General features: G+C 53.3%; 21 protein-coding genes. 20 read left to right on the top strand and 1 reads right to left on the bottom strand.

Translation table 11 applies throughout. The features are described 5' to 3' along the window. The first annotated feature begins 66 nt into the window (after positions 1 to 66). The 13 genes from msrP to IM314_RS11280 all read left to right on the top strand — a co-directional run bounded on the left by msrP (position 67) and on the right by IM314_RS11280 (position 11,946). The gene (msrP, locus tag IM314_RS11340; protein ID WP_028014608.1) at positions 67 to 1,068 is read left to right on the top strand and encodes a protein-methionine-sulfoxide reductase catalytic subunit MsrP; all 1,002 of its coding nucleotides are present in this window, start codon (positions 67 to 69) and stop codon (positions 1,066 to 1,068) included. Further along, positions 1,069 to 1,668, top strand: a complete 600-nt coding sequence (gene msrQ / locus IM314_RS11335) for a protein-methionine-sulfoxide reductase heme-binding subunit MsrQ (RefSeq protein ID WP_059354997.1) — start codon at positions 1,069 to 1,071, stop codon at positions 1,666 to 1,668. It begins immediately after the preceding gene. 234 nt (positions 1,669 to 1,902) lie between these two features. Then, positions 1,903 to 2,355, top strand: a complete 453-nt coding sequence (aroQ, locus tag IM314_RS11330) for a type II 3-dehydroquinate dehydratase (protein ID WP_028014610.1) — start codon at positions 1,903 to 1,905, stop codon at positions 2,353 to 2,355. A 21-nt stretch (positions 2,356 to 2,376) separates the two neighbouring features. Further along, on the top strand, positions 2,377 to 2,841 hold the full coding sequence (accB, locus tag IM314_RS11325; RefSeq protein ID WP_008502856.1) for an acetyl-CoA carboxylase biotin carboxyl carrier protein: 465 nt from the start codon (positions 2,377 to 2,379) through the stop codon (positions 2,839 to 2,841). Positions 2,842 to 2,851: 10 nt separating this feature from the next. Then, positions 2,852 to 4,201, top strand: a complete 1,350-nt coding sequence (gene accC / locus IM314_RS11320) for an acetyl-CoA carboxylase biotin carboxylase subunit (RefSeq protein WP_003860388.1) — start codon at positions 2,852 to 2,854, stop codon at positions 4,199 to 4,201. Positions 4,202 to 4,310: 109 nt separating this feature from the next. Next, the gene (locus tag IM314_RS11315) at positions 4,311 to 4,553 is read left to right on the top strand and encodes a YhdT family protein (protein ID WP_006178860.1); all 243 of its coding nucleotides are present in this window, start codon (positions 4,311 to 4,313) and stop codon (positions 4,551 to 4,553) included. After that, entirely contained in the window at positions 4,543 to 5,994 is a 1,452-nt protein-coding gene (gene panF, locus IM314_RS11310; protein ID WP_028014612.1) for a sodium/pantothenate symporter, read from the top strand. Before IM314_RS11315 ends, panF begins: the two co-directional genes overlap by 11 nt. Before the next feature lie 11 nt (positions 5,995 to 6,005). Further along, on the top strand, positions 6,006 to 6,887 hold the full coding sequence (gene prmA / locus IM314_RS11305) for a 50S ribosomal protein L11 methyltransferase (protein WP_041907816.1): 882 nt from the start codon (positions 6,006 to 6,008) through the stop codon (positions 6,885 to 6,887). 138 nt (positions 6,888 to 7,025) lie between these two features. Further along, entirely contained in the window at positions 7,026 to 7,766 is a 741-nt protein-coding gene (locus IM314_RS11300) for a carbonic anhydrase (RefSeq protein ID WP_047364752.1), read from the top strand. A 330-nt stretch (positions 7,767 to 8,096) separates the two neighbouring features. Then, positions 8,097 to 9,062, top strand: coding sequence for a tRNA dihydrouridine synthase DusB (gene dusB, locus IM314_RS11295; RefSeq protein WP_008502861.1), 966 nt, complete (start codon positions 8,097 to 8,099; stop codon positions 9,060 to 9,062). A gap of 23 nt (positions 9,063 to 9,085) precedes the next feature. After that, positions 9,086 to 9,382 carry a DNA-binding transcriptional regulator Fis gene (fis, locus tag IM314_RS11290; RefSeq protein ID WP_000462905.1) on the top strand — a complete coding sequence of 99 codons (297 nt, stop codon included), beginning with the start codon at positions 9,086 to 9,088 and terminating at the stop codon, positions 9,380 to 9,382. Between the two features lie 179 nt (positions 9,383 to 9,561). Further along, positions 9,562 to 9,726 (top strand): DUF2556 family protein, encoded by a 165-nt coding sequence (locus IM314_RS11285; RefSeq protein ID WP_014885446.1) that lies wholly within the window; start codon positions 9,562 to 9,564, stop codon positions 9,724 to 9,726. A gap of 138 nt (positions 9,727 to 9,864) precedes the next feature. Then, on the top strand, positions 9,865 to 11,946 hold the full coding sequence (locus IM314_RS11280) for a bifunctional diguanylate cyclase/phosphodiesterase (RefSeq protein WP_041907809.1): 2,082 nt from the start codon (positions 9,865 to 9,867) through the stop codon (positions 11,944 to 11,946). On the opposite strand, the gene envR is transcribed toward IM314_RS11280, so the two are convergent. Further along, the gene (gene envR / locus IM314_RS11275) at positions 11,862 to 12,578 is read right to left on the bottom strand and encodes an acrEF/envCD operon transcriptional regulator (RefSeq protein WP_193359025.1); all 717 of its coding nucleotides are present in this window, start codon (positions 12,576 to 12,578) and stop codon (positions 11,862 to 11,864) included. The genes IM314_RS11280 and envR overlap by 85 nt on opposite strands. A 384-nt stretch (positions 12,579 to 12,962) precedes the next feature. Between envR and IM314_RS11270 the strand changes: the two genes are divergently transcribed. The 7 genes from IM314_RS11270 to IM314_RS11240 all read left to right on the top strand — a co-directional run bounded on the left by IM314_RS11270 (position 12,963) and on the right by IM314_RS11240 (position 22,352). After that, on the top strand, positions 12,963 to 14,102 hold the full coding sequence (locus IM314_RS11270) for an efflux RND transporter periplasmic adaptor subunit (RefSeq protein ID WP_028014617.1): 1,140 nt from the start codon (positions 12,963 to 12,965) through the stop codon (positions 14,100 to 14,102). 11 nt (positions 14,103 to 14,113) lie between these two features. Further along, entirely contained in the window at positions 14,114 to 17,227 is a 3,114-nt protein-coding gene (locus IM314_RS11265; RefSeq protein ID WP_193359026.1) for an efflux RND transporter permease subunit, read from the top strand. Between the two features lie 301 nt (positions 17,228 to 17,528). After that, entirely contained in the window at positions 17,529 to 17,750 is a 222-nt protein-coding gene (locus tag IM314_RS11260) for a lipoprotein (protein WP_008502867.1), read from the top strand. Between the two features lie 448 nt (positions 17,751 to 18,198). Then, complete coding sequence (locus IM314_RS11255) at positions 18,199 to 19,224, top strand: amino acid ABC transporter substrate-binding protein (RefSeq protein WP_028014619.1); 1,026 nt, start codon at positions 18,199 to 18,201, stop codon at positions 19,222 to 19,224. A gap of 67 nt (positions 19,225 to 19,291) precedes the next feature. After that, positions 19,292 to 20,473, top strand: a complete 1,182-nt coding sequence (locus tag IM314_RS11250) for an amino acid ABC transporter permease (protein WP_048959000.1) — start codon at positions 19,292 to 19,294, stop codon at positions 20,471 to 20,473. Between the two features lie 9 nt (positions 20,474 to 20,482). Next, on the top strand, positions 20,483 to 21,586 hold the full coding sequence (locus tag IM314_RS11245; protein ID WP_193359027.1) for an amino acid ABC transporter permease: 1,104 nt from the start codon (positions 20,483 to 20,485) through the stop codon (positions 21,584 to 21,586). 7 nt (positions 21,587 to 21,593) lie between these two features. Next, positions 21,594 to 22,352 (top strand): amino acid ABC transporter ATP-binding protein, encoded by a 759-nt coding sequence (locus IM314_RS11240; protein WP_041907797.1) that lies wholly within the window; start codon positions 21,594 to 21,596, stop codon positions 22,350 to 22,352. Positions 22,353 to 22,535: the final 183 nt, after the last annotated feature.

The raw sequence follows: 22,535 nt of genomic DNA, 5'->3' as shown, positions 1-22,535 counted from the left end.
TCGTGACATATTCGCGCTAACGCTTCTCCTCCGTCATGCTTAGAAAAACGCATGACGGAGGATGCCATGAAAAACCGAAAACTGACGGAAGCCGACGTAACGTCTGAATCTGTCTTTATGTTACAGCGCCGCCAGATCCTGAAAATGCTTGGCATCAGCGCCACGGCACTGACGCTCTCTCCAGCGGCACACGCCGACCTGCTCGACTGGTTTAAAGGCAACGATCGCCCTAAGGCGCCTTCCGGTGCCCCGCTTACCTTTACCAAACCCGCCGAATGGCAAAACACGCTGGCGCTCACGCCGGAAGATAAAGTCACCGGCTACAACAACTTCTACGAATTTGGTCTGGATAAAGCCGATCCTGCCGCCAATGCCGGCAGCATGAAAACCGATCCGTGGACGCTGAAAATCGACGGTGAAGTGGCAAAACCTCTGACGCTGGACCATCACGATCTGACCACCCGCTTCCCGCTTGAGGAGCGTATCTATCGCATGCGCTGCGTAGAGGCCTGGTCGATGGTGGTGCCCTGGGTAGGCTTCCCGCTGCATAAGCTGCTGGCGATGGTTGAACCCACCAGCAATGCAAAATACGTCGCCTTCCAGACGCGCTACGCCCCGGACGAGATGCCGGGCCAGAAAGACCGGTTCATCGGCGGCGGGCTGGAGTATCCATACGTTGAAGGGTTACGTCTTGACGAAGCCATGCATCCCCTTACCCTCCTGACCGTCGGCGTTTACGGCAAGGCGCTTCCGCCGCAGAACGGTGCCCCCATCCGTTTAACCGTGCCGTGGAAATACGGTTTCAAAGGGATTAAATCGATCGTCAGCATTAAGTTGACCCGCGAACGTCCGCCGACGACATGGAACCTGGCGGCGCCGGGTGAATACGGCTTCTTCGCCAACGTGAACCCGCATGTGGATCATCCCCGCTGGTCGCAGGCGACGGAACGCTTTATTGGCTCCGGCGGCGCGCTGGACGTGAAGCGCCAGCCCACGCTGCTGTTTAACGGGTATGCGGATGAAGTGGCGTCCCTTTACCGTGGCCTCAATTTACGGGAGAACTTCTGAGTGCGTTTAACGGCAAAGCAGATTACCTGGCTGAAAGTGCTGCTGCATTTAGCCGGGATACTTCCTTTTATCTGGCTGTTCTGGGCGGCCAGCCAGGGCCTCTTTAGCGCCGATCCGGCAAAGGATATCCAGCATTTTACCGGTCGGATGGCTCTGAAATTTTTGCTGGCCACCTTGCTCGTCTCGCCGCTGGCGCGCTACGCTAAACAGCCATTATTGATACGCACCCGTCGGCTTTTGGGGCTATGGTGTTTTGCCTGGGCGAGCCTGCACCTCACCAGTTACGCCCTGCTGGAACTGGGAATTAACAATCTGACACTGCTTGGCCGCGAGCTGGTAACACGCCCTTACCTGATGCTGGGCATTGTTAGCTGGCTGATCCTGCTGGCGTTAGCGCTGACATCCACGCAATATGCGCAGCGAAAGCTGGGCCGTCGCTGGCAGTTGCTGCACAACTTCGTCTATCTTGTCGCGATCCTCGCCCCCATTCATTATCTGTGGTCGGTGAAGATCCTCTCTCCGCAGCCGGTCCTTTACGCGCTGGCAGCCGTGGCGCTTTTAGCATGGCGTTACAAGAAGTTCCGCCAGTGGTTGCGATAGTTCGCGAAACTGTGCGTTTTCCCGCAGATTACCTCTCAACCGCAAATCTTTTTTGGATTGCGGTTGATAATCTTCCCTGATAAGACCAGTATTTAGCTGCCAAATGCTACGAAATCGTTATAATGTGCGACCTTGGTTCGCCTGACAGCGGTTTTAGGCCTCTGAAAAGGTGACATTTGCGCTTCGACGGTATATTTTGTTTTTTACCCGAAAATCGCAGGAGATAGCGGCATAATGACTGATAAGTTCCACATCTTAGTTTTAAACGGACCGAACCTGAACATGCTCGGCACCCGTGAGCCAGAGAAGTACGGCACGCTGACATTGAGCGAAATTGTTAACCGTCTGAGCACGGAAGCAGCCTCGCTGAATGTGGATTTGGATCATTTTCAGTCAAACGCGGAGTACGCAATCATCGACCGTATTCATCAGGCTAAAGACACTGTGGACTATATCCTGATCAATCCGGCCGCGTTTACGCACACCAGTGTTGCTATCCGCGACGCACTGCTCGCGGTGAGTATCCCGTTTATCGAGATCCACCTGAGTAACGTGCACGCCCGAGAGCCGTTCCGCCACCATTCGTATCTGTCGGATATCGCTGCTGGCGTTATCTGCGGACTGGGCGCAGACGGCTATTCATACGCTTTACAGACAGCGGTAAAACGCTTGTCACAATCACACTAAACAAGAGTACGGAACCCACTCATGGATATTCGTAAGATAAAAAAACTGATCGAGCTGGTTGAAGAATCAGGCATCTCCGAACTGGAAATTTCTGAAGGCGAAGAGTCTGTACGCATCAGCCGTGCAGCCCCAGCCGCTAGCTTCCCGGTAATGCAGCAAGCTTACGCTGCGCCAGTGCAGCAGCCTGCGCTTTCCGCAGCCGTTGCGCCAGCAGCAGCTGAAGCCGCACCTGCCGCTGCAGCAGAAATCAGTGGTCACATCGTACGTTCCCCAATGGTTGGTACTTTCTACCGCACCCCGAGCCCGGACGCGAAGGCGTTCATCGAAGTGGGTCAGAAAGTCAACGTAGGCGATACCCTGTGCATCGTTGAAGCGATGAAAATGATGAACCAGATCGAAGCTGACAAGTCAGGTACTGTGAAAGCGATTCTGGTCGAAAGTGGTCAGCCGGTTGAATTTGACGAGCCGCTGGTCGTCATCGAGTAACGAGGCGAACATGCTGGATAAAATTGTTATCGCCAACCGTGGCGAGATTGCACTGCGTATTCTTCGTGCCTGTAAAGAACTGGGCATCAAGACCGTGGCCGTGCACTCAAGCGCGGATCGCGATTTAAAACACGTATTGCTGGCGGATGAGACGGTCTGTATTGGCCCGGCTCCGTCCGTAAAAAGCTATCTGAACATCCCGGCTATCATCAGCGCCGCTGAAATCACCGGCGCGGTGGCAATTCATCCGGGTTACGGCTTCCTCTCTGAGAACGCCAACTTTGCTGAGCAGGTTGAACGCTCTGGCTTTATCTTCATCGGTCCGAAAGCCGACACCATTCGCCTGATGGGCGACAAAGTGTCTGCAATCACCGCAATGAAAAAAGCTGGTGTTCCAACCGTGCCAGGCTCTGACGGCCCTCTGACCGACGACATGGATGCTAACCGTGCTCATGCTAAACGCATTGGCTACCCGGTTATCATCAAGGCGTCCGGCGGCGGCGGCGGTCGCGGTATGCGCGTTGTGCGCAGCGATGCTGAACTGGCGCAGTCCATCTCCATGACCAAAGCGGAAGCGAAAGCGGCTTTCAGCAATGACATGGTGTACATGGAAAAATACCTGGAAAACCCACGCCACATCGAAATTCAGGTGCTGGCTGACGGTCAGGGTAACGCGATCTATCTGGCAGAACGTGACTGCTCCATGCAGCGTCGTCACCAGAAAGTGGTCGAAGAAGCGCCAGCGCCGGGCATTACCCCGGAACTGCGTCGCTACATCGGCGAGCGTTGCGCCAAAGCGTGCGTCGATATCGGCTATCGCGGGGCGGGTACTTTTGAGTTCCTGTTCGAAAACGGCGAGTTCTACTTCATTGAGATGAACACCCGTATTCAGGTTGAACACCCGGTTACCGAAATGATCACCGGCGTTGACCTGATCAAAGAGCAGCTGCGTATCGCAGCCGGTCAGCCTCTGTCCATCAAGCAGGAAGAAGTTGTGGTGAAAGGCCATGCGGTAGAGTGCCGTATCAACGCCGAAGACCCGAACACCTTCCTGCCAAGCCCGGGTAAAATCACGCGTTTCCACGCGCCGGGTGGCTTTGGTGTGCGTTGGGAATCTCATATCTACGCCGGCTACACCGTACCGCCGTACTATGACTCAATGATCGGTAAGCTCATCTGCTACGGCGAAAACCGTGACGTGGCGATTGCCCGCATGAAGAACGCCCTGCAGGAGCTGATCATCGACGGTATTAAAACCAACGTTGATCTGCAGATGCGTATCATGAGCGACGAGCACTTCCAGAATGGTGGGACGAATATCCACTACCTGGAGAAAAAACTCGGCCTGAACGAGAAGTAAGAGAGCTGTGTTGCTAAAAGGCCGGATTATCCGGCCTTTTTTTATTTCTGGGGATCGCCAAGCCCCATCATGTACAATCCCCGCTTTCTGCATCCACAAGGGACAAAAAATGGACAAACGTTTTGTTCAGGCCCATAAAGAAGCGCGCTGGGCGCTGTGGCTGACCCTTCTCTATCTTGCTGCATGGTTAGTAACTGCTTACTTACCTGACTCCGCTATTGGCATCACCGGCCTGCCGCACTGGTTCGAAATGGCCTGCCTGCTGGTACCGCTGGTGTTTATTCTGCTGTGCTGGGCGATGGTGAAATTCATCTATCGCGATATTCCGCTGGAGGACGATGATGCAGCTTGAAGTCATTCTGCCGCTTGTCGCATACCTGCTGGTCGTGTTTGGTTTATCCATTTACGCCATGCGCAAAAGAACGACCGGTGCTTTTCTGAACGAGTATTTCCTCGGCAGCCGTTCGATGGGCGGCGTTGTGCTGGCAATGACGCTGACCGCGACCTATATCAGCGCCAGCTCGTTTATTGGCGGCCCCGGTGCGGCCTACAAGTACGGGTTAGGCTGGGTTTTGCTGGCGATGATCCAGCTGCCTGCCGTCTGGCTCTCCCTCGGTATTCTTGGTAAGAAATTTGCCATTCTGGCGCGCCGCTATAATGCCGTCACGCTCAACGACATGCTGTTTGCCCGTTACCAGAGCCGCTTACTGGTGTGGCTGGCGAGCTTAAGCCTGCTGGTGGCCTTTATTGGCGCGATGACGGTACAGTTTATCGGCGGGGCACGCCTGCTGGAAACGGCGGCCGGGATCCCTTACGAGACAGGCCTGCTTATCTTCGGGGTAAGCATCGCGCTCTATACCGCGTTTGGCGGGTTCCGCGCCAGCGTGCTGAACGATACGCTGCAGGGAATGGTCATGCTCATCGGCACGATTGTTCTGCTGGTGGGGATTGTTCATGCCGCGGGTGGACTCACTCATGCGGTGGAAACCCTGGAAGCGATTGACCCGAAACTGATTTCACCGCAGGGCGCGGATGATATCCTCTCGCCGACCTTTATGACCTCGTTCTGGGTGTTAGTCTGCTTCGGGGTGATTGGTCTGCCGCATACCGCCGTGCGCTGTATCTCCTATAAAGACAGTAAAGCCGTTCACAAGGGCATCATCATCGGGACGATTGTGGTCGCGGTCCTGATGTTTGGTATGCACCTGGCAGGTGCGTTAGGGCGCGCGGTGATCCCCGACCTTACCGTGCCGGATCTGGTGATCCCGACGCTGATGGTTAAAGTGCTGCCGCCCTTCGCCGCCGGAATTTTCCTCGCAGCGCCAATGGCCGCCATTATGTCGACCATTAACGCCCAGTTACTGCAAAGTTCCGCTACGATCATTAAAGATCTCTATCTGAACCTGCGCCCTGAGCAGGTTGAAAATGAACGTCGCCTGAAGCGGATGTCTGCCGTCATTACGCTGGTGTTAGGAGCTTTGCTGATGTTAGCTGCATGGCGTCCGCCGGAGATGATCATCTGGCTGAACCTGCTGGCGTTTGGCGGTCTTGAAGCCGTTTTCCTGTGGCCGCTGGTACTAGGTCTTTACTGGGAACGCGCGAACGCTGCAGGCGCGCTGAGCGCGATGATTGTTGGCGGTGTGCTGTATGCCATCCTTGCGACATTTAAGATTCAGTATCTGGGCTTCCATCCGATTGTGCCTTCGTTACTGCTAAGTTTACTGGCGTTTGTGGTGGGGAACCGTTTCGGTCAGCCCGCCCCACAACCCGCTATGATTTCTACTGATAAATAAAGAGTTTTGCCATGCCGTGGATCCAACTAAAACTGAACACAACCGGCGCGAACGCCGAAGAGCTAAGCGATGCGCTGATGGAAGCCGGCTCTGTCTCCATCACCTTTCAGGACACGCACGACACGCCGGTCTTTGAACCGCTGCCGGGCGAAACGCGCCTGTGGGGTGATACCGACGTGATCGGCCTGTTCGATGCCGAAACCGACATGAAAGAGGTGGTGGCGATTCTGGAAAACCATCCGCTGCTGGGCGCAGGCTTCGCGCATAAAATCGAACAGCTGGAAGACAAAGACTGGGAACGCGAGTGGATGGACAACTTCCACCCCATGCAGTTCGGCAAACGTCTGTGGATCTGCCCAAGCTGGCGCGAGGTTCCCGATGAAAACGCGGTGAACGTGATGCTTGACCCAGGCCTGGCGTTTGGCACCGGCACCCATCCAACCACGTCTCTGTGCCTGCAGTGGCTGGATGGTCTCGATCTGGATGGTAAGACGGTGATCGACTTCGGCTGCGGTTCCGGGATCCTCGCGATTGCCGCGCTGAAACTGGGCGCGGCGAAAGCCATCGGGATCGATATCGATCCGCAGGCCATTCAGGCCAGCCGCGATAATGCCGAGCGTAACGGCGTGTCCGATCGTCTGGAGCTCTACCTGCCGGAAGCGCAGCCAGAAGCCATGAAAGCCGATGTGGTGGTCGCAAACATTCTCGCGGGCCCACTGCGTGAACTGGCGCCATTAATTAGCGTGCTGCCGGTTGAGGGTGGCCTGCTGGGACTTTCCGGCATTCTGGCAAGCCAGGCGGAGAGCGTTTGCGAAGCCTACGCCGATCTCTTTGCGCTCGACCCGGTCGTCGAGAAAGAAGAGTGGTGCCGCATTACCGGTCGTAAAAAATAAGTATTTGGCGTGGTCCTCTGACCACGCCTTTTCTCCTCGAATATTCCTCCCGCCCCTGGCCTGCCTCCGGTAAAATAACCCTACAAATCATATTGATAAATTTTGATTTGGATAATAAAAATTCACGGGAAGAATATTATGAAACACGTTTATAGCAAGGCAGCGCTGTTAGCGCTGAGCATGATCTCGGCTTCAGCATGCGCATCACACTGGAGCTACAAAGGAGAAAGTTCACCTGAGCACTGGGGCGAACTGGATGAGGCCTACAAGACCTGCCAAAGCGGGATGAACCAGTCCCCGATTGATATCGATTCCACCGTTAACGCCCATCTTTCCCCGCTGCAAACGCACTACGTTGACGGCCCTGTGACGCTGACAAACAATGGCCATACTATTCAGGCAAGCGAGCAGGCCGACACTCGCGACACTATTACGCTGGATAAGCAAACCTGGACATTACAGCAGTTCCACTTCCACGCGCCGAGCGAAAACACCGTACACGGCAAGCATTACGCGATGGAAATGCACCTTGTGCATAAAAATGCGAAGGGGGAACTGGCGGTGGTCGCGGTCATGTTCGACAAAGGGGCAGAGAACCGTGAGCTTGATAAACTGTGGGACGTTATGCCTCAGCAGGCTGAGCTGAACGTCTCCATCAAGCAGGAGCTCAACCTGAATAAGCTGCTGCCGGAAGATAAAACGTACTGGCGCTTTAGCGGCTCGCTGACAACGCCACCGTGTTCAGAAGGCGTCACCTGGATCGTGCTTAAGCATCCTCTGACGGTCTCCGCCGGGCAGCTCGAGAAATTCACCCACACAATGCATCACGATAATAACCGGCCGGTACAGTCCCTCCATGGTCGTGTTATCCTCGAATAACGTCTATTTTTTGCCCTGAGATCATGTTCTAAAATGCGACGCAGATCGCAAAGAAGTGGGGAAATCTGCTGTTAAAAACAGCAGATTATCCCGCTCATCTGTCGCATTTATTCAGAAATGATGAGAAGTTACGGGAAATTGTAAGCGCACATAAAATAGCCATCATCGCATAACTCAATGATTTAAATAATGAATAATTTTAAACGAAAAGATTGCGCGGCGATTCCTTGATCTACAACAGTGGATTGTTCAAAGTTTGGCCTTTCATCTCGTGCAAAAAATGCGTAATATACGCCGCCTTGCAGTCACAGTATGGTCATTTCTTAACTCATGCGCATCGGACACCACCAGCTTAGAAATCGCCTGATCGCAGCCCCAATGGCAGGTATTACCGACCGGCCGTTCAGGACGCTGTGCTATGAGATGGGAGCCGGTTTAACCGTATCCGAGATGATGTCGTCTAACCCGCAGGTTTGGGAAAGCGATAAATCCCGCCTTCGGATGGTGCACATTGATGAACCAGGTATTCGCACCGTGCAAATTGCCGGAAGCGTGCCTGAAGAGATGGCAGATGCCGCGCGTATTAACGTGGAAAGTGGTGCCCAGATTATTGATATCAATATGGGTTGCCCGGCCAAAAAGGTGAATCGCAAGCTTGCAGGTTCAGCCCTTCTGCAATACCCCGACCAGGTGAAAGCTATCCTGACGGCGGTTGTCAGCGCAGTGGACGTTCCTGTTACGTTGAAGATTCGCACGGGTTGGTCGCCGGAACACCGTAACTGTGTAGAGATTGCCCAACTGGCCGAAGATTGTGGTATTCAGGCCCTGACCATCCACGGACGCACTCGCGCCTGTTTGTTCAATGGTGAAGCTGAATACGACAGCATTCGGGCAGTTAAGCAGAAGGTTTCCATTCCGATTATCGCGAATGGCGACATAACTGACCCGCTTAAAGCCAGGGCTGTACTCGACTATACGGGAGCTGATGCTCTGATGATAGGACGTGCAGCTCAGGGAAGACCCTGGATCTTCCGGGAAATCCAGCATTATCTGGACACTGGGGAGCTGCTTGCCCCACTGCCTCTGGCAGAGGTAAAGCGCTTGCTTTGTTCGCATGTTCGGGAACTGCATGACCACTACGGTCAGGCAAAAGGGTACCGAATTGCGCGTAAACACGTCTCCTGGTATCTCCAGGAGCACGCTCCAGATGACCAGTTTCGGCGCACATTCAACGCCATTGAGGATGCCAGCGAACAGCTGGAGGCGTTGGAGGCATACTTCGAAAATCTTGCGTAATGAAATAAAGAGCTGACAGAACTATGTTCGAACAACGCGTAAATTCTGACGTACTGACCGTTTCTACCGTTAACTCTCAGGATCAGGTAACTCAAAAGCCCCTGCGTGACTCGGTTAAACAGGCACTGAAGAACTATTTTGCTCAACTGAATGGTCAGGATGTTAATGACCTGTATGAGCTGGTACTGGCTGAAGTTGAACAGCCACTGTTGGACATGGTGATGCAATACACCCGCGGTAACCAGACCCGCGCTGCGCTGATGATGGGTATCAACCGTGGTACTCTGCGTAAGAAACTGAAAAAATACGGCATGAACTGATACTAATCAGTTAAATGCTTGTTTAAAAAGGCGCTACCTGGCATGGGGATGCGCCTTTTTTATTGTCTTATTCTTTCACCGTCAACGCTTTGTAAACCTTTGCTTATCCCGCTTTTAAACCGCTTCTTTTCGTGTATATTTCCACCACTTCAGTGGCTCTCTTCTCGCGGAATGACACAATGATTCGTAAATACTGGTGGCTGGTCGTCTTTGCAATCTCCGTTTTTCTATTCGATGCCCTCCTGATGCAGTGGATTGAACTGATGAGTACCGAAACCGACAAGTGCCGCAATATGAACTCCGTCAATCCGCTGAAATTAGTGAACTGTTCAGAACTCGATTAACACCCTGCCGTCACCAACCTCCCCGTATTACCCACTAAAAACGGGGATTTAAATCCCTTTGAGCCGTTACCTGACGGTGATAATGTCTCGCCCTTCTCAACCTCTCCTGCGTAACGTCATACTCGAGTAGAACCGACCATGCTGGTTAGCCAATACAACCCTATCCTTGTAGCCCTCTCCTTTGCTGTTGCCATCCTTGCTGCTTACACCGCGCTGAATATGGCTGCACGCGTCGCCGGGAGTCAGGGCGTCGCAGCGCGCGTCTGGCTGGCGGGAGGCGGTGTTGCGATGGGCATTGGCGTATGGGCCATGCACTTTATCGGCATGCTGGCGATGGATCTCTCCATGAGCATGAGCTACAACGCGACCCTGACGATTTTATCTATGGTCATCGCCGTGGGGTCGTCACTGTTTGCGCTATGGCTCGTCAGCTGTGAACAACTGCGCATGCGCCGCCTGCTCCCCGGCGCTCTGGTGATGGGAATCGGCATTGTTGCCATGCATTACACCGGTATGGCGGCGCTGGAGGTGAGGCCGGGGATCGTTTGGGACACGCTGTGGGTGGCCATTTCGGTCGTGATTGCGCTTGTCGCTTCGCTTGCAGCATTGTGGCTGACCTTCCGCCTGCGCCACGAAGCCGCTCAGGTGGTGCTGATGCGCCTGGGTGCCGCCATCACGATGGGAATTGCTATCGCCGGTATGCACTACGCCGGGATGAAGGCCGCGCAGTTTCCAATGTCCACCATGGTTCACCATCAGGGTATTAACGGCAGCTGGCTGGCCGTGCTGGTCAGCGTCGTCGCGCTCTCTATTCTTGGGATCACCCTGCTGGTGTCGATGCTGGATGCCCGCCTGCAGGCACGAACCGCCCTTCTGGCCTCGTCGCTGGCAGAAGCGAACCGGGAACTTGCGCAGCTGGCGCTGCACGATACGCTGACGCGTCTGCCCAACCGTATCCTGCTGGAGGACCGGCTCGATCAGGCCATCAGCAAAGCTGACCGTGAAGGTACCCATTTCGCCCTGATGTTCATGGATCTCGACGGTTTTAAAGCCATCAATGACGCCTACGGCCATGATGTCGGTGACAGGCTGCTGGTCGCCGTTACGCAGCGTCTGCTGCATCTCCTGAAGGGCCAGTTTACCCTTGCACGCATTGGCGGCGATGAGTTTGTTCTGCTGGCTGAGGGAGAAGGTCCGGACGATGCAGCCTCGCTGGCAAATTCGCTGGTGCGGGCGATCGATAGCCCGTTCACTCTCGACCCCTACGAACTGGTGGTAACGCTTAGCATTGGTATCGCCCTGTACCCTCACGACGGCAAAACCGAACGTGAGCTGATGTTTAACGCCGACGCGGCGATGTATCACACCAAGCATATGGGCCGAAACGGCTATCACTTTTTCCAGCCCTCCATGAACACTCTGGCGCAGACCCATCTTCAGTTAATGAACGATCTGTGGATGGCCGTCGATCGTAATGAACTGCGCCTGCTTTATCAGCCAAAGTTTCACGCGCCCGCGGGCCCTCTCCTCGGGTTTGAAGCGCTGCTGCGCTGGCAGCATCCGAAGCAGGGTTTACTGACGCCGGATCTTTTCCTGCCGCTGGCGGAAAAAACCGGGCTTATCATCCCTATTGGTAACTGGGTGCTCAATGAAGCCTGTCGCCAGCTGAGAGAATGGCATCTGCAGGGGCATCGAAACTGGTCAATGGCAGTAAACCTGTCGACGCTGCAGTTCGAACAGCCCTCGCTGGTTAAAACAGTGCTCGACTGCCTGGAGCGTCATCACGTCCCGCCGGAAATGTTGATCCTGGAAGTCACGGAAACTACGGCGATGAGCAACCCCGATGAGAGCGTGCGGGTGCTGACAGAGCTGACGGATGCTGGGGTGAAAGCCTCGATTGATGATTTTGGGACCGGATATTCGAGCCTGCTGTATCTCAAGCGTTTACCGGCCTGTGAACTGAAGATAGACAGAGCGTTTGTGAAAGAGTTAAGCGGCGAAAGCGAGGATGCCACCATTGTCTCTGCGATTGTGGCCCTCGCGAAAACGCTCAACCTGAAAGTCGTGGCCGAAGGTGTGGAAACCGAAGCGCAGCAAGCCTTTTTGACGGAGCTGGGCTGTAATACCTTACAGGGTTATCTGTTAGGTAAACCCGCCAGCGCGCAGACCATCGAGGCGCTTTGTGCACGGGGTGAAATGTTGCCAGGCGCTGAGCCGTAATCATTATGAGGCGACACGCGCAAGAGAGGGAGTGTCGCCAGAATACTGTCGACCAGGGCTGGCGCCTGCTGATAAAGATTAAAACTGTCGGTATTCATTAACCAGTTTTTAATGATGCCGCTAAAAAAACCGTGGAATACTATCATGGTCAGCTCAACGTTCACCTGCGACGAAATGATGTTTCGAGAAATACATTTTTCCAGCGTAACGCGCAAAGAATCATAATTGAACCCAATACGTTTCCGAATTTCATCCTCTGAAATCATATCGCTAGTAAATTCACATTTATGATACAAAATTTGTAATAGCGCACATTGACGGGGTTCGCGTGCGATATACTGAAGCGCAGTAATGAATTGCTCACGAAGTATTAACAACGGATCATCATTTTCGGAGAGAGAAAGCCTGTCGCGAATGATTTCACGTAGCGGTAATTGCTGTTCCCAAATGGCATTAAATATCTCTGCTTTACTGGTAAAGTGCCAGTAGATAGCACCACGCGTAACCTTTGCGGCATCGGCGATATCCGTCAGCGTCGTGCTGGCTACGCCTCGCGTCGCAAACTGCCCGATAGCCGCCTCAATCAACTGCTGTCGGGTTTGTTGAGCCTCTTCTTTCTTTTTACGCGCCATTGACAGCTACTCTTTACTCGCAGGGTATATACATAACATCAGGTTCGGATGGCTGGAAGTATTCACTAAAAGCCGTTTTAATTTTGCACAAAAAAAGTCAATTTACTTAATCTATAAACAATCTAAATACATGCCCGGAATTAAATTCACGAAATGAATAAATTTACCGGTTAAGCTCTATTAGCCTGATTTAGCGGGCAGAAGTATAGCCGTATTTTCTACGGGACTGATTCTGATTTTCCTCTCAGGCCTCGTCATTCGCACTTATAAATTAAAAAACATTAAATACCCTCATTATTATACGCAGCTACATTTTATTTTTTCCCTCTGCCCCACTACCGATCTACGGCAAACATCGGTTAATGGGTATTTAAAGGAACAGTCATGACGAATCATTTCAGACGTTTACCCTTAGCCGGTTTCATTGTCTGCGCTGTACTGCTCACTGGATGCGATGGCCAGGAAAATCAACAACAACATGCACAGGCGCCTCAGGTCAGCGTCCATATCGTGAAAAGTGCGCCGCTGGCCGTCACAACTGAACTCCCGGGCAGAACAGATGCGTTCCGCGTTGCGGAGGTTCGTCCACAGGTTAGCGGTATCATTCTGCGCCGCAACTTCACGGAAGGTAGCGATGTAAAAGCTGGGGACTCACTTTATCAAATTGATCCTGCGACCTATCAGGCGGCTTACGACAGCGCGAAAGGCGAACTGGCAAAGGCGCAGGCGGCGGCCAATATTGCACACCTGACGGTGAAACGTTATCTCCCACTGGTGGGAACACAGTATGTCAGCAAACAAGAGTATGACCAGGCCGTGGCCACGGCCCAGCAGGCAGATGCCAGCGTTGTCGCCGCAAAAGCGGGCGTTGAAAGCGCACGCATCAACCTTGCGTATACCAAAGTAACGTCCCCTGTCGATGGCCGCATCGGCAAATCCAGCGTGACGGAAGGGGCACTCGTGACGAACGGGCAGGCCGCAGCGCTGGCGACGGTCCAGCAGCTTGATCCGATTTATGTCGATGTGACCCAGTCGAGCAATGAATTTATGCGCCTGAAGCAGACGAGCCTGCAAAAAGGCGACACGGCCAGCAGCGTTGAGCTGCTGATGGAGAATGGTCAGCCCTATCCTCTGAAAGGCACCCTGCAGTTCTCCGACGTTACGGTGGATGAAAGCACCGGCTCAATCACGCTTCGTGCCATTTTCCCGAATCCTCAACACCTGCTGTTACCGGGGATGTTCGTTCGCGCCCGCATTGATGAAGGCACACAGCCAGATGCCATTCTGGTTCCGCAGCAGGGCGTGACCCGAACGCCGCGAGGCGACGCAACCGTGCTGGTGGTTAATGATAAAAACCAGGTTGAATCACGTACCGTCGTTGCGCCTCAGGCCATTGGCGACCGCTGGCTGGTGACGGAAGGGCTGAAAAACGGTGACCGTGTGATTGTCAGCGGATTACAAAAAGTCAGACCAGGGGCTACCGTCGTCGCCACGCCAGATACCACCACGACTCCCGCCAGTTAAGGAACGACGACATGGCTAATTTCTTTATTCAAAGGCCGGTTTTCGCCTGGGTACTTGCCATCATTTTGATGATTGCAGGCGGGCTGGCCATTCTCAAACTGCCCGTCGCCCAGTATCCGACGATTGCTCCGCCAGCCGTGGCGATTTCAGCGACCTACCCCGGCGCTGATGCCCAGACGGTGCAGGATACCGTGACCCAGGTTATCGAACAGAACATGAACGGTATCGACAACCTGATGTACATGTCTTCCACCAGCGATTCAGCAGGTAATGTCACCATCACACTGACCTTCGAGTCAGGAACGGATCCGGACATCGCCCAGGTGCAGGTGCAGAACAAGCTGCAGCTCGCCATGCCGCTGCTGCCGCAAGAGGTACAGCAGCAAGGGATTGGCGTTGAGAAATCCAGCAGCAGCTTCCTGCTGGTCGCCGGTTTTGTTTCGGACAACAAAAACCTCACTCAGGATGATATTTCCGACTATGTCGCCTCGAACGTCAAAGATGCTATCAGCCGAACGACGGGTGTCGGCGACGTTCAGCTGTTTGGCGCCCAGTATGCGATGCGCATCTGGCTCGACAGCAACGCGATGAATAAATACCAGCTGACGCCGCTGGATATTATCAACCAGCTGAAAACGCAGAACGACCAGATAGCGGCAGGTCAGTTGGGCGGTACGCCATCGGTTCCTGGACAGCAGTTGAATGCCTCCATCATCGCGCAAACTCGCCTGAAATCACCGGAAGAGTTTGGCCGCGTGACGCTCAAGGTGAACCAGGACGGCTCGATGGTTCACCTGAAGGATGTCGCTCGCATTGAGCTCGGCGGCGAAAACTACAATATGGTGACCAAAATCAACGGGCAGGCAGCCACCGGCCTTGGGATTAAGCTGGCAACCGGGGCAAACGCGCTGGATACCGCGGCAGCCATCAAGAGCAAACTGGCGCAACTGCAACAGTTCTTCCCGCAGGGGTTGAAGGTCGTCTATCCCTATGACACCACGCCTTTTGTGAAAATTTCTATTCATGAAGTGGTGAAGACCCTGTTTGAAGCGATCGTTCTGGTCTTCCTGGTCATGTATCTGTTCCTGCAAAACCTGCGCGCGACGCTCATTCCGACTATCGCGGTGCCGGTGGTTCTGCTGGGTACCTTCGCGGTTCTTGCGGCGTTCGGTTTCTCCATCAACACCCTGACGATGTTCGGGATGGTACTGGCGATAGGGCTACTCGTTGATGACGCCATCGTGGTGGTCGAGAACGTTGAGCGCGTGATGGTAGAGGACAAGCTGCCGCCGAAAGAGGCCACGCAGAAGTCGATGAAGCAGATCCAGGGCGCGCTGGTGGGGATCGCGATGGTTCTCTCGGCGGTCTTTGTCCCGATGGCCTTTTTTGGTGGCTCGACGGGCGCCATCTATCGCCAGTTCTCGCTGACTATCGTTTCCGCCATGGCGCTCTCCGTGCTGGTTGCGCTGATCCTGACGCCCGCACTCTGCGCAACGCTGCTTAAGCCCGTTTCTGGCGATCATCATGAGAAGAAAGGGGGGTTCTTTGGCTGGTTCAATGCGCTCTTTGATAAGAGCGTGGAGCACTACAGCAACAGCGTAAGCGATATTTTGCGTAAGACCGGCCGCTATCTGGTGGTGTACGTCCTTATTGTCGGTGGGATGGCGGTGCTGTTCCTGCGCTTACCTACTTCCTTCCTGCCTGAAGAGGATCAGGGGGTATTTATGACGATGGTTCAACTCCCGGCGGGTGCGACCCAGACGCGTACTCAGCAGGTTCTCGACCAGGTTCAGGACTACTATCTGACCCAAGAGAAAGCGAACGTTGAATCCGTCTTTACCGTTAACGGCTTTAGCTTTAGCGGTCAGGGCCAGAACTCCGGTATCGCCTTCGTCAGCCTGAAGCCCTGGGAAGAACGTTCTGGGGAGAAAAATAGCGTTGAGGCCATCGTGGGCCGAGCGACAAAAGCGTTCAGCCAGATTAAAGACGGCCTTGTATTTCCGTTTAACCTGCCTGCCATTATCGAACTGGGAACCGCAACGGGCTTCGACTTTGAACTTATCGATCAGGCAAACCTGGGGCATACCCAGCTGACGCAGGCGCGTAATCAGCTGCTCGGCATGGTGAAAGAGCACCCTGACCTGCTGGTTCGCGTGCGTCCTAACGGCCTGGAGGATACACCGCAGTTCAAACTGGATGTCGATCAGGAGAAAGCGCAGGCGCTGGGTATTAGCATTTCTGACGTCAACCAGACGATATCGACGGCGTTGGGTGGTACCTATGTGAATGACTTTATCGATCATGGCCGTGTGAAAAAAGTTTACGTCCAGGCGGATGCGAAATTCCGAATGTTGCCGGGGGACATCAACAATCTCTACGTGCGCAGCGCGAATGGGGAAATGGTGCCGTTCTCATCCTTTAGCAGCGCTCACTGGGTTTACGGTTCTCCTCGTCTGGAACGCTATAACGGCATGCCGTCCATGGAGATCCTCGGTGAGTCAGCCCCAGGGAAAAGTACCGGTGAGGCCATGGTGATGATGGAAAGCCTGGCGGCAAAACTGCCTTCCGGCATCGGCTATGACTGGACGGGAATGTCTTATCAGGAACGCCTTTCCGGTAACCAGGCGCCTGCACTGTACGCCATTTCACTGATCGTGGTGTTCCTGTGCCTGGCTGCACTGTATGAAAGCTGGTCCATACCCTTCTCTGTCATGCTGGTTGTGCCGTTAGGCGTCATCGGGGCTCTTTTCGCAGCGTCGCTGCGCGGGTTAAACAATGACGTCTATTTCCAGGTCGGCCTGCTGACAACGATTGGGTTATCGGCGAAAAACGCCATCCTGATCGTCGAATTTGCTAAGGATCTGATGGATAAAGAAGGTAAAGGTATCATTGAGGCCACGCTGGAAGCCTCAAGAATGCGCCTTCGCCCGATCCTGATGACCTCCCTGGCCTTCATTCTTGGCGTCATGCCGCTGGTAATTAGCACCGGAGCCGGGAGCGGAGCGCAAAACGCCGTCGGTACGGGTGTGATGGGAGGCATGCTTTCCGCAACGCTTCTGGCTATTTTCTTTGTGCCCGTTTTCTTTGTGGTTGTCCGGAGACGGTTTACCAACCATAAGGATTAACGTATCCCTGAAGGCACCGTTTGGTGCCTTTTTTATTTTAATATAAACAATGGATTAGTCATTATTGAATCGCATATTAAAAATTCATGAGTTTGCATTAAGTAAAAGCGCCCTCTTGCGACTCCATAATTTCTCCATGAATTTATCCAGAAAACGCTTTTTCTCCATGATTTTTACAAACTACATAATTTGAGATTATTCCACGTGTAACGGGAACTTACCCTGGTGGTAAAATAATCTCCAGTTCGTTAATAGCCCTCCTGGCTTTGTAGCGAATAAGAAATAATACTGAGGTAACATCATGAAAAGATTCATTTCCGTTGCACTTCTCGCTGCGCTGCTTGCTGGTTGCGCGCACGACTCTCCTTGTGTACCGGTTTACGATGATCAGGGCCGACTGGTTCATACCAATACCTGTATGAAAGGCACCACCCAGGACAACTGGGAAACAGCGGGTGCCATCGCCGGCGGCGCTGCCGCAGTAGCGGGTTTAACGTTAGGTATTGTTGCCCTGACGAAGTAACATCTGTTCAGAAAGCGCGGCTCCGGCCGCGCTTTTGCTTTTAATGAGTGCACCATTTTCTAATAAATAAAAAAGTTCCGCATTTATTCTTGTATTTCATTTCAACCAACCGCTATCAACACCTTTTTCTTATCTCTGATGATTTTCATACATTAATACTATTGAATACTCTGCCAATATTCACCTGAGAAACTATCTCTTCTTTTTATCTCATCCCGGTTAAAACTTTTGCTCCAATTTGTGGCACAGGTTGTAATTTCGCACTGTTTCGGGGCGCTCATTTTATTTAAGCCTGTCTACACTCTGCATTAAGCGTTCAGTTTTCTCTTATCTCGCTGAACTCAAAACTGGCATTACGTTTGCTTTATAAACGTTGGCCAATGCCACAGACAGGTTAAGCGCTTAAAAACGCTTCTATAACAATAAATTTCGCCACACAGGATCCATTATGAAAAAGACGATGATAGCCAGCCTGACCGCTGCAGGCATGTTGTTTGCCATAGCCGGTCAAGCCCATGCGGGAACGACGCTGGATGCCGTTAAAAAGAAAGGTTTTGTTCAATGCGGTATCAGCGACGGTCTGCCTGGCTTCTCTTATGCCGATGCGAACGGCAAATTTACCGGTATTGATGTGGATGTCTGCCGTGGCGTCGCAGCAGCGGTTTTTGGTGATGACAGCAAAGTAAAATACACCCCGCTGACGGCGAAAGAGCGCTTTACGGCGCTGCAGTCCGGCGAGGTTGACATGCTCTCGCGTAATACCACCTGGACCTCCTCCCGCGATGCAGGTATGGGGATGTCATTTACGGGCGTGACCTATTATGACGGCATCGGCTTCCTGACCCACAATAAAGCGGGCCTGAAAAGCGCCAAAGAACTGGATGGCGCCACCGTGTGTATCCAGGCGGGTACCGATACCGAGCTGAACGTCGCGGATTATTTCAAAGCAAATAAGATGAAATACACCCCTGTGACTTTCGACCGCTCGGATGAATCAGCCAAAGCGCTGGAATCCGGTCGCTGCGACACCCTGGCCTCTGACCAGTCACAGCTGTATGCCTTACGCATTAAGCTGAGCAATCCGGCGGAATGGATTGTCCTGCCTGAAGTGATCTCCAAAGAACCTCTCGGACCGGTTGTGCGTCGTGGCGATGAAGACTGGTTCTCTATCGTTCGCTGGACGCTGTTTGCCATGCTGAATGCAGAAGAGATGGGCATCAACTCGAAAAACGTTGATGAGAAAGCGGCGAATCCTTCCACCCCGGATATGGCGCACCTGCTCGGTAAAGAAGGTGATTTTGGCAAAGATCTGAAGCTGGATAACAAGTGGGCTTACAACATCATCAAACAGGTGGGTAACTACGCAGAGATCTTCGAGCGTAACGTGGGATCGGAAAGCCCGCTGAAGATCAAACGCGGCCAGAACAATCTCTGGAATAACGGCGGTATTCAGTACGCGCCACCAGTACGTTAAGTCATAGCTGTAACGGGCACTGCTCGGGCAGTGCCCACTCCAGAGTCATGGTTACTGAGGTTTCTTTATGTCCCATCGCCGCTCAGCCGTAAAAGGATCGCTATCCTTTTCTCATCCCGCGGTCCGCGCCTGGCTATTCCAGATTATTGCTATTGTTGCGGTTGTTCTTATCGCCGTGTATCTCATCCATAACACCATCACTAACCTGAATAATCGCGGTATCACCTCCGGTTTTGCGTTTCTGGATCGCAGCGCGGGCTTTGGGATTGTTCAGCACCTTATCGACTATCAGGAGGGTGACACGTACGGACGCGTGTTTGTGGTCGGTTTACTGAATACGCTGTTGGTATCGGCACTTTGTATTGTCTTCGCGTCCATCCTGGGCTTCTTTATTGGGCTGGCGCGTCTTTCTGAAAACTGGCTACTGCGAAAGCTTTCCACCATCTATATTGAGACGTTTCGCAACATCCCACCGCTGCTGCAGATCTTCTTCTGGTATTTCGCGGTGCTGCGTAATCTTCCCGGTCCCCGCCAGGCCGTCGATGCGTTTGAGCTGTTTTTCCTGAGTAATCGTGGGTTATACATTCCCTCTCCGCAGGTGGCCGAAGGGATTTACGCCTTTATCGTCGCCATTATTGTTGCGCTCGCGATTTCCGTCGGCCTGTTCCGCTATAACCGTAAGCATCAGATTAAAACCGGACAGCTTCGTAAAACATGGCCAGTTGCCGCTGCGCTGATTGTTGGCTTACCGTTAGTTGCTCACTGGCTTTTTGGTGCAGCCTTGCACTGGGATATTCCTCACCTACGCGGGTTCAACTTCCAGGGTGGTATGGTGTTAATTCCTGAACTGGCAGCACTCACGCTGGCGCTTTCAATTTATACCTCCGCGTTTATTGCGGAAATCATCCGCTCCGGGATCCAGGCCGTGCCTTACGGGCAGCACGAGGCGGCACGTTCACTCGGTTTGCCGAATACCGTGACGCTTCGCCAGGTCATTATTCCGCAGGCTTTACGGGTGATCATTCCGCCCCTGACCAGCCAGTATCTCAACATTGTCAAAAACTCATCGCTGGCAGCTGCCATTGGTTATCCGGATATGGTGTCTCTCTTCGCCGGAACCGTGCTTAACCAGACCGGACAGGCCATAGAAACCATTGCCATCACCATGTCCGTCTATCTAATCATCAGTCTGGCCATTTCGTTGCTGATGAACCTTTATAACCGTCGTATAGCACTGGTCGAGCGCTAAGGATCTATGATGACAAAAGCGATACTGTCGCACTCCTCGCGCCCTGCCAGCTCGACGGGTGGACGTTTTATTCTCTGGGCACGCAAGAATCTCTTCTCCAGCTGGAGTAATAGCCTGCTGACGATTGTCTGCCTGTGGCTCATGTGGGAATTGCTCCCTCCCCTGCTGAACTGGGCGGTTATACAGGCCAACTGGGTCGGTTCAACCCGAGCAGATTGCACAAAAGCCGGCGCTTGCTGGGTGTTTATTCATGAGCGCTTCGGTCAGTTCATGTATGGATTGTATCCGCATGAACAGCGCTGGCGGATTAATCTGGCGCTGGTCATCGGCCTGCTCTCTGTTGCAGTCATGTTCTGGAAAAAGCTGCCTCATCGCGGGCGCTATATTGCTGGCTGGGCGGTGATTTATCCGATTATTGTCTGGGTGCTGCTGTATGGCGGTTTTCTGGGGCTGGAACGCGTTGAAACACGCCAGTGGGGTGGCCTGACGCTGACATTGATTATCGCTTCTGTAGGGATCGCCGGCGCGCTACCGTTGGGCATTTTACTCGCCCTGGGTCGCCGTTCAAATATGCCGGTCGTACGCGTGCTCTCCGTTATCTTTATTGAGTTCTGGCGCGGCGTACCGCTTATCACCGTACTGTTTATGTCGTCGGTCATGCTGCCACTGTTTATGGCGGAAGGTACAACGATCGACAAGCTGATCCGTGCCCTGGTCGGGGTGATTCTCTTCCAGTCCGCCTATGTCGCTGAAGTTGTACGCGGTGGCCTGCAGGCATTGCCTAAAGGCCAGTACGAAGCGGCGGAATCGCTGGCGCTCGGTTACTGGAAAACGCAGGGGCTGGTGATCCTTCCACAAGCGCTCAAGCTGGTTATCCCTGGTCTGGTCAATACGATCATTGCTCTCTTTAAAGATACCAGCCTGGTGATCATCATCGGATTGTTCGATCTCTTTAGCAGCGTGCAGCAGGCAACCGTTGACCCTGTCTGGCTGGGTATGTCCACCGAGGGATATGTCTTTGCCGCTCTGATCTACTGGATCTTTTGTTTTAGCATGTCGCGCTATAGCCAGCATCTGGAAAAGCGCTTTAACACCGGGCGTACACCGCACTGAGGAAATTATGAGCCAAATGACTATGACAACCGCCAACGCGATGATTACGCTGGAAAACGTCAATAAATGGTATGGACAGTTTCATGTCCTGAAGGACATCAATCTTAAGGTAAAGCAGGGCGAACGCATCGTCCTTTGCGGCCCTTCCGGTTCAGGTAAATCCACAACCATTCGCTGTATTAACCATCTTGAAGAGCATCAACAAGGGCGCATTGTGGTTGATGGTATTGAACTGAATGAAGATATCCGCAATATCGAACGCGTGCGGCAGGAAGTGGGAATGGTATTTCAGCACTTTAATCTGTTTCCACACCTGACCGTTCTGCAGAACTGTACGCTTGCGCCGATTTGGGTCCGAAAGATGCCGAAACAGGAGGCGGAGGCGCTGGCAATGCACTACCTTGAACGCGTACGCATCGCGGAGCATGCCAATAAGTTTCCTGGTCAGATCTCGGGCGGGCAACAGCAGCGCGTGGCTATCGCCCGTTCGCTGTGCATGAAACCCAAAATCATGCTGTTTGACGAACCGACATCTGCGCTGGATCCCGAAATGGTGAAAGAAGTACTGGATACCATGATTGGGCTGGCCCAATCCGGCATGACGATGCTGTGCGTCACGCATGAGATGGGATTCGCGAGAACCGTGGCCGACCGGGTGATCTTTATGGACCGCGGCGAGATTGTTGAGCAGGCGCCGCCGGATGAGTTCTTTGCGCATCCGAAGTCAGAACGTACGCGAGCATTTTTATCGCAGGTAATTCATTAGTCGTTTGCTCTGCCGGGTGGCGGCTTCGCCTTACCCGGCCTACGATTTGTGCAGCGCAGAAACGCAAAAAGGCCATCCTTTCGGATGGCCTTTTCACTTATTTGATGTCTGGCAGTTCCCTACTCTCACATGGGGAGACCCCACACTACCATCGGCGCTACGGCGTTTCACTTCTGAGTTCGG

The sequence above is a fragment of the Enterobacter cloacae complex sp. P42RS genome, from assembly GCF_014930595.1.
GTDB lineage: Bacteria > Pseudomonadota > Gammaproteobacteria > Enterobacterales > Enterobacteriaceae > Enterobacter > Enterobacter bugandensis.
This window is presented reverse-complemented; position numbering and strand designations above follow the sequence as displayed.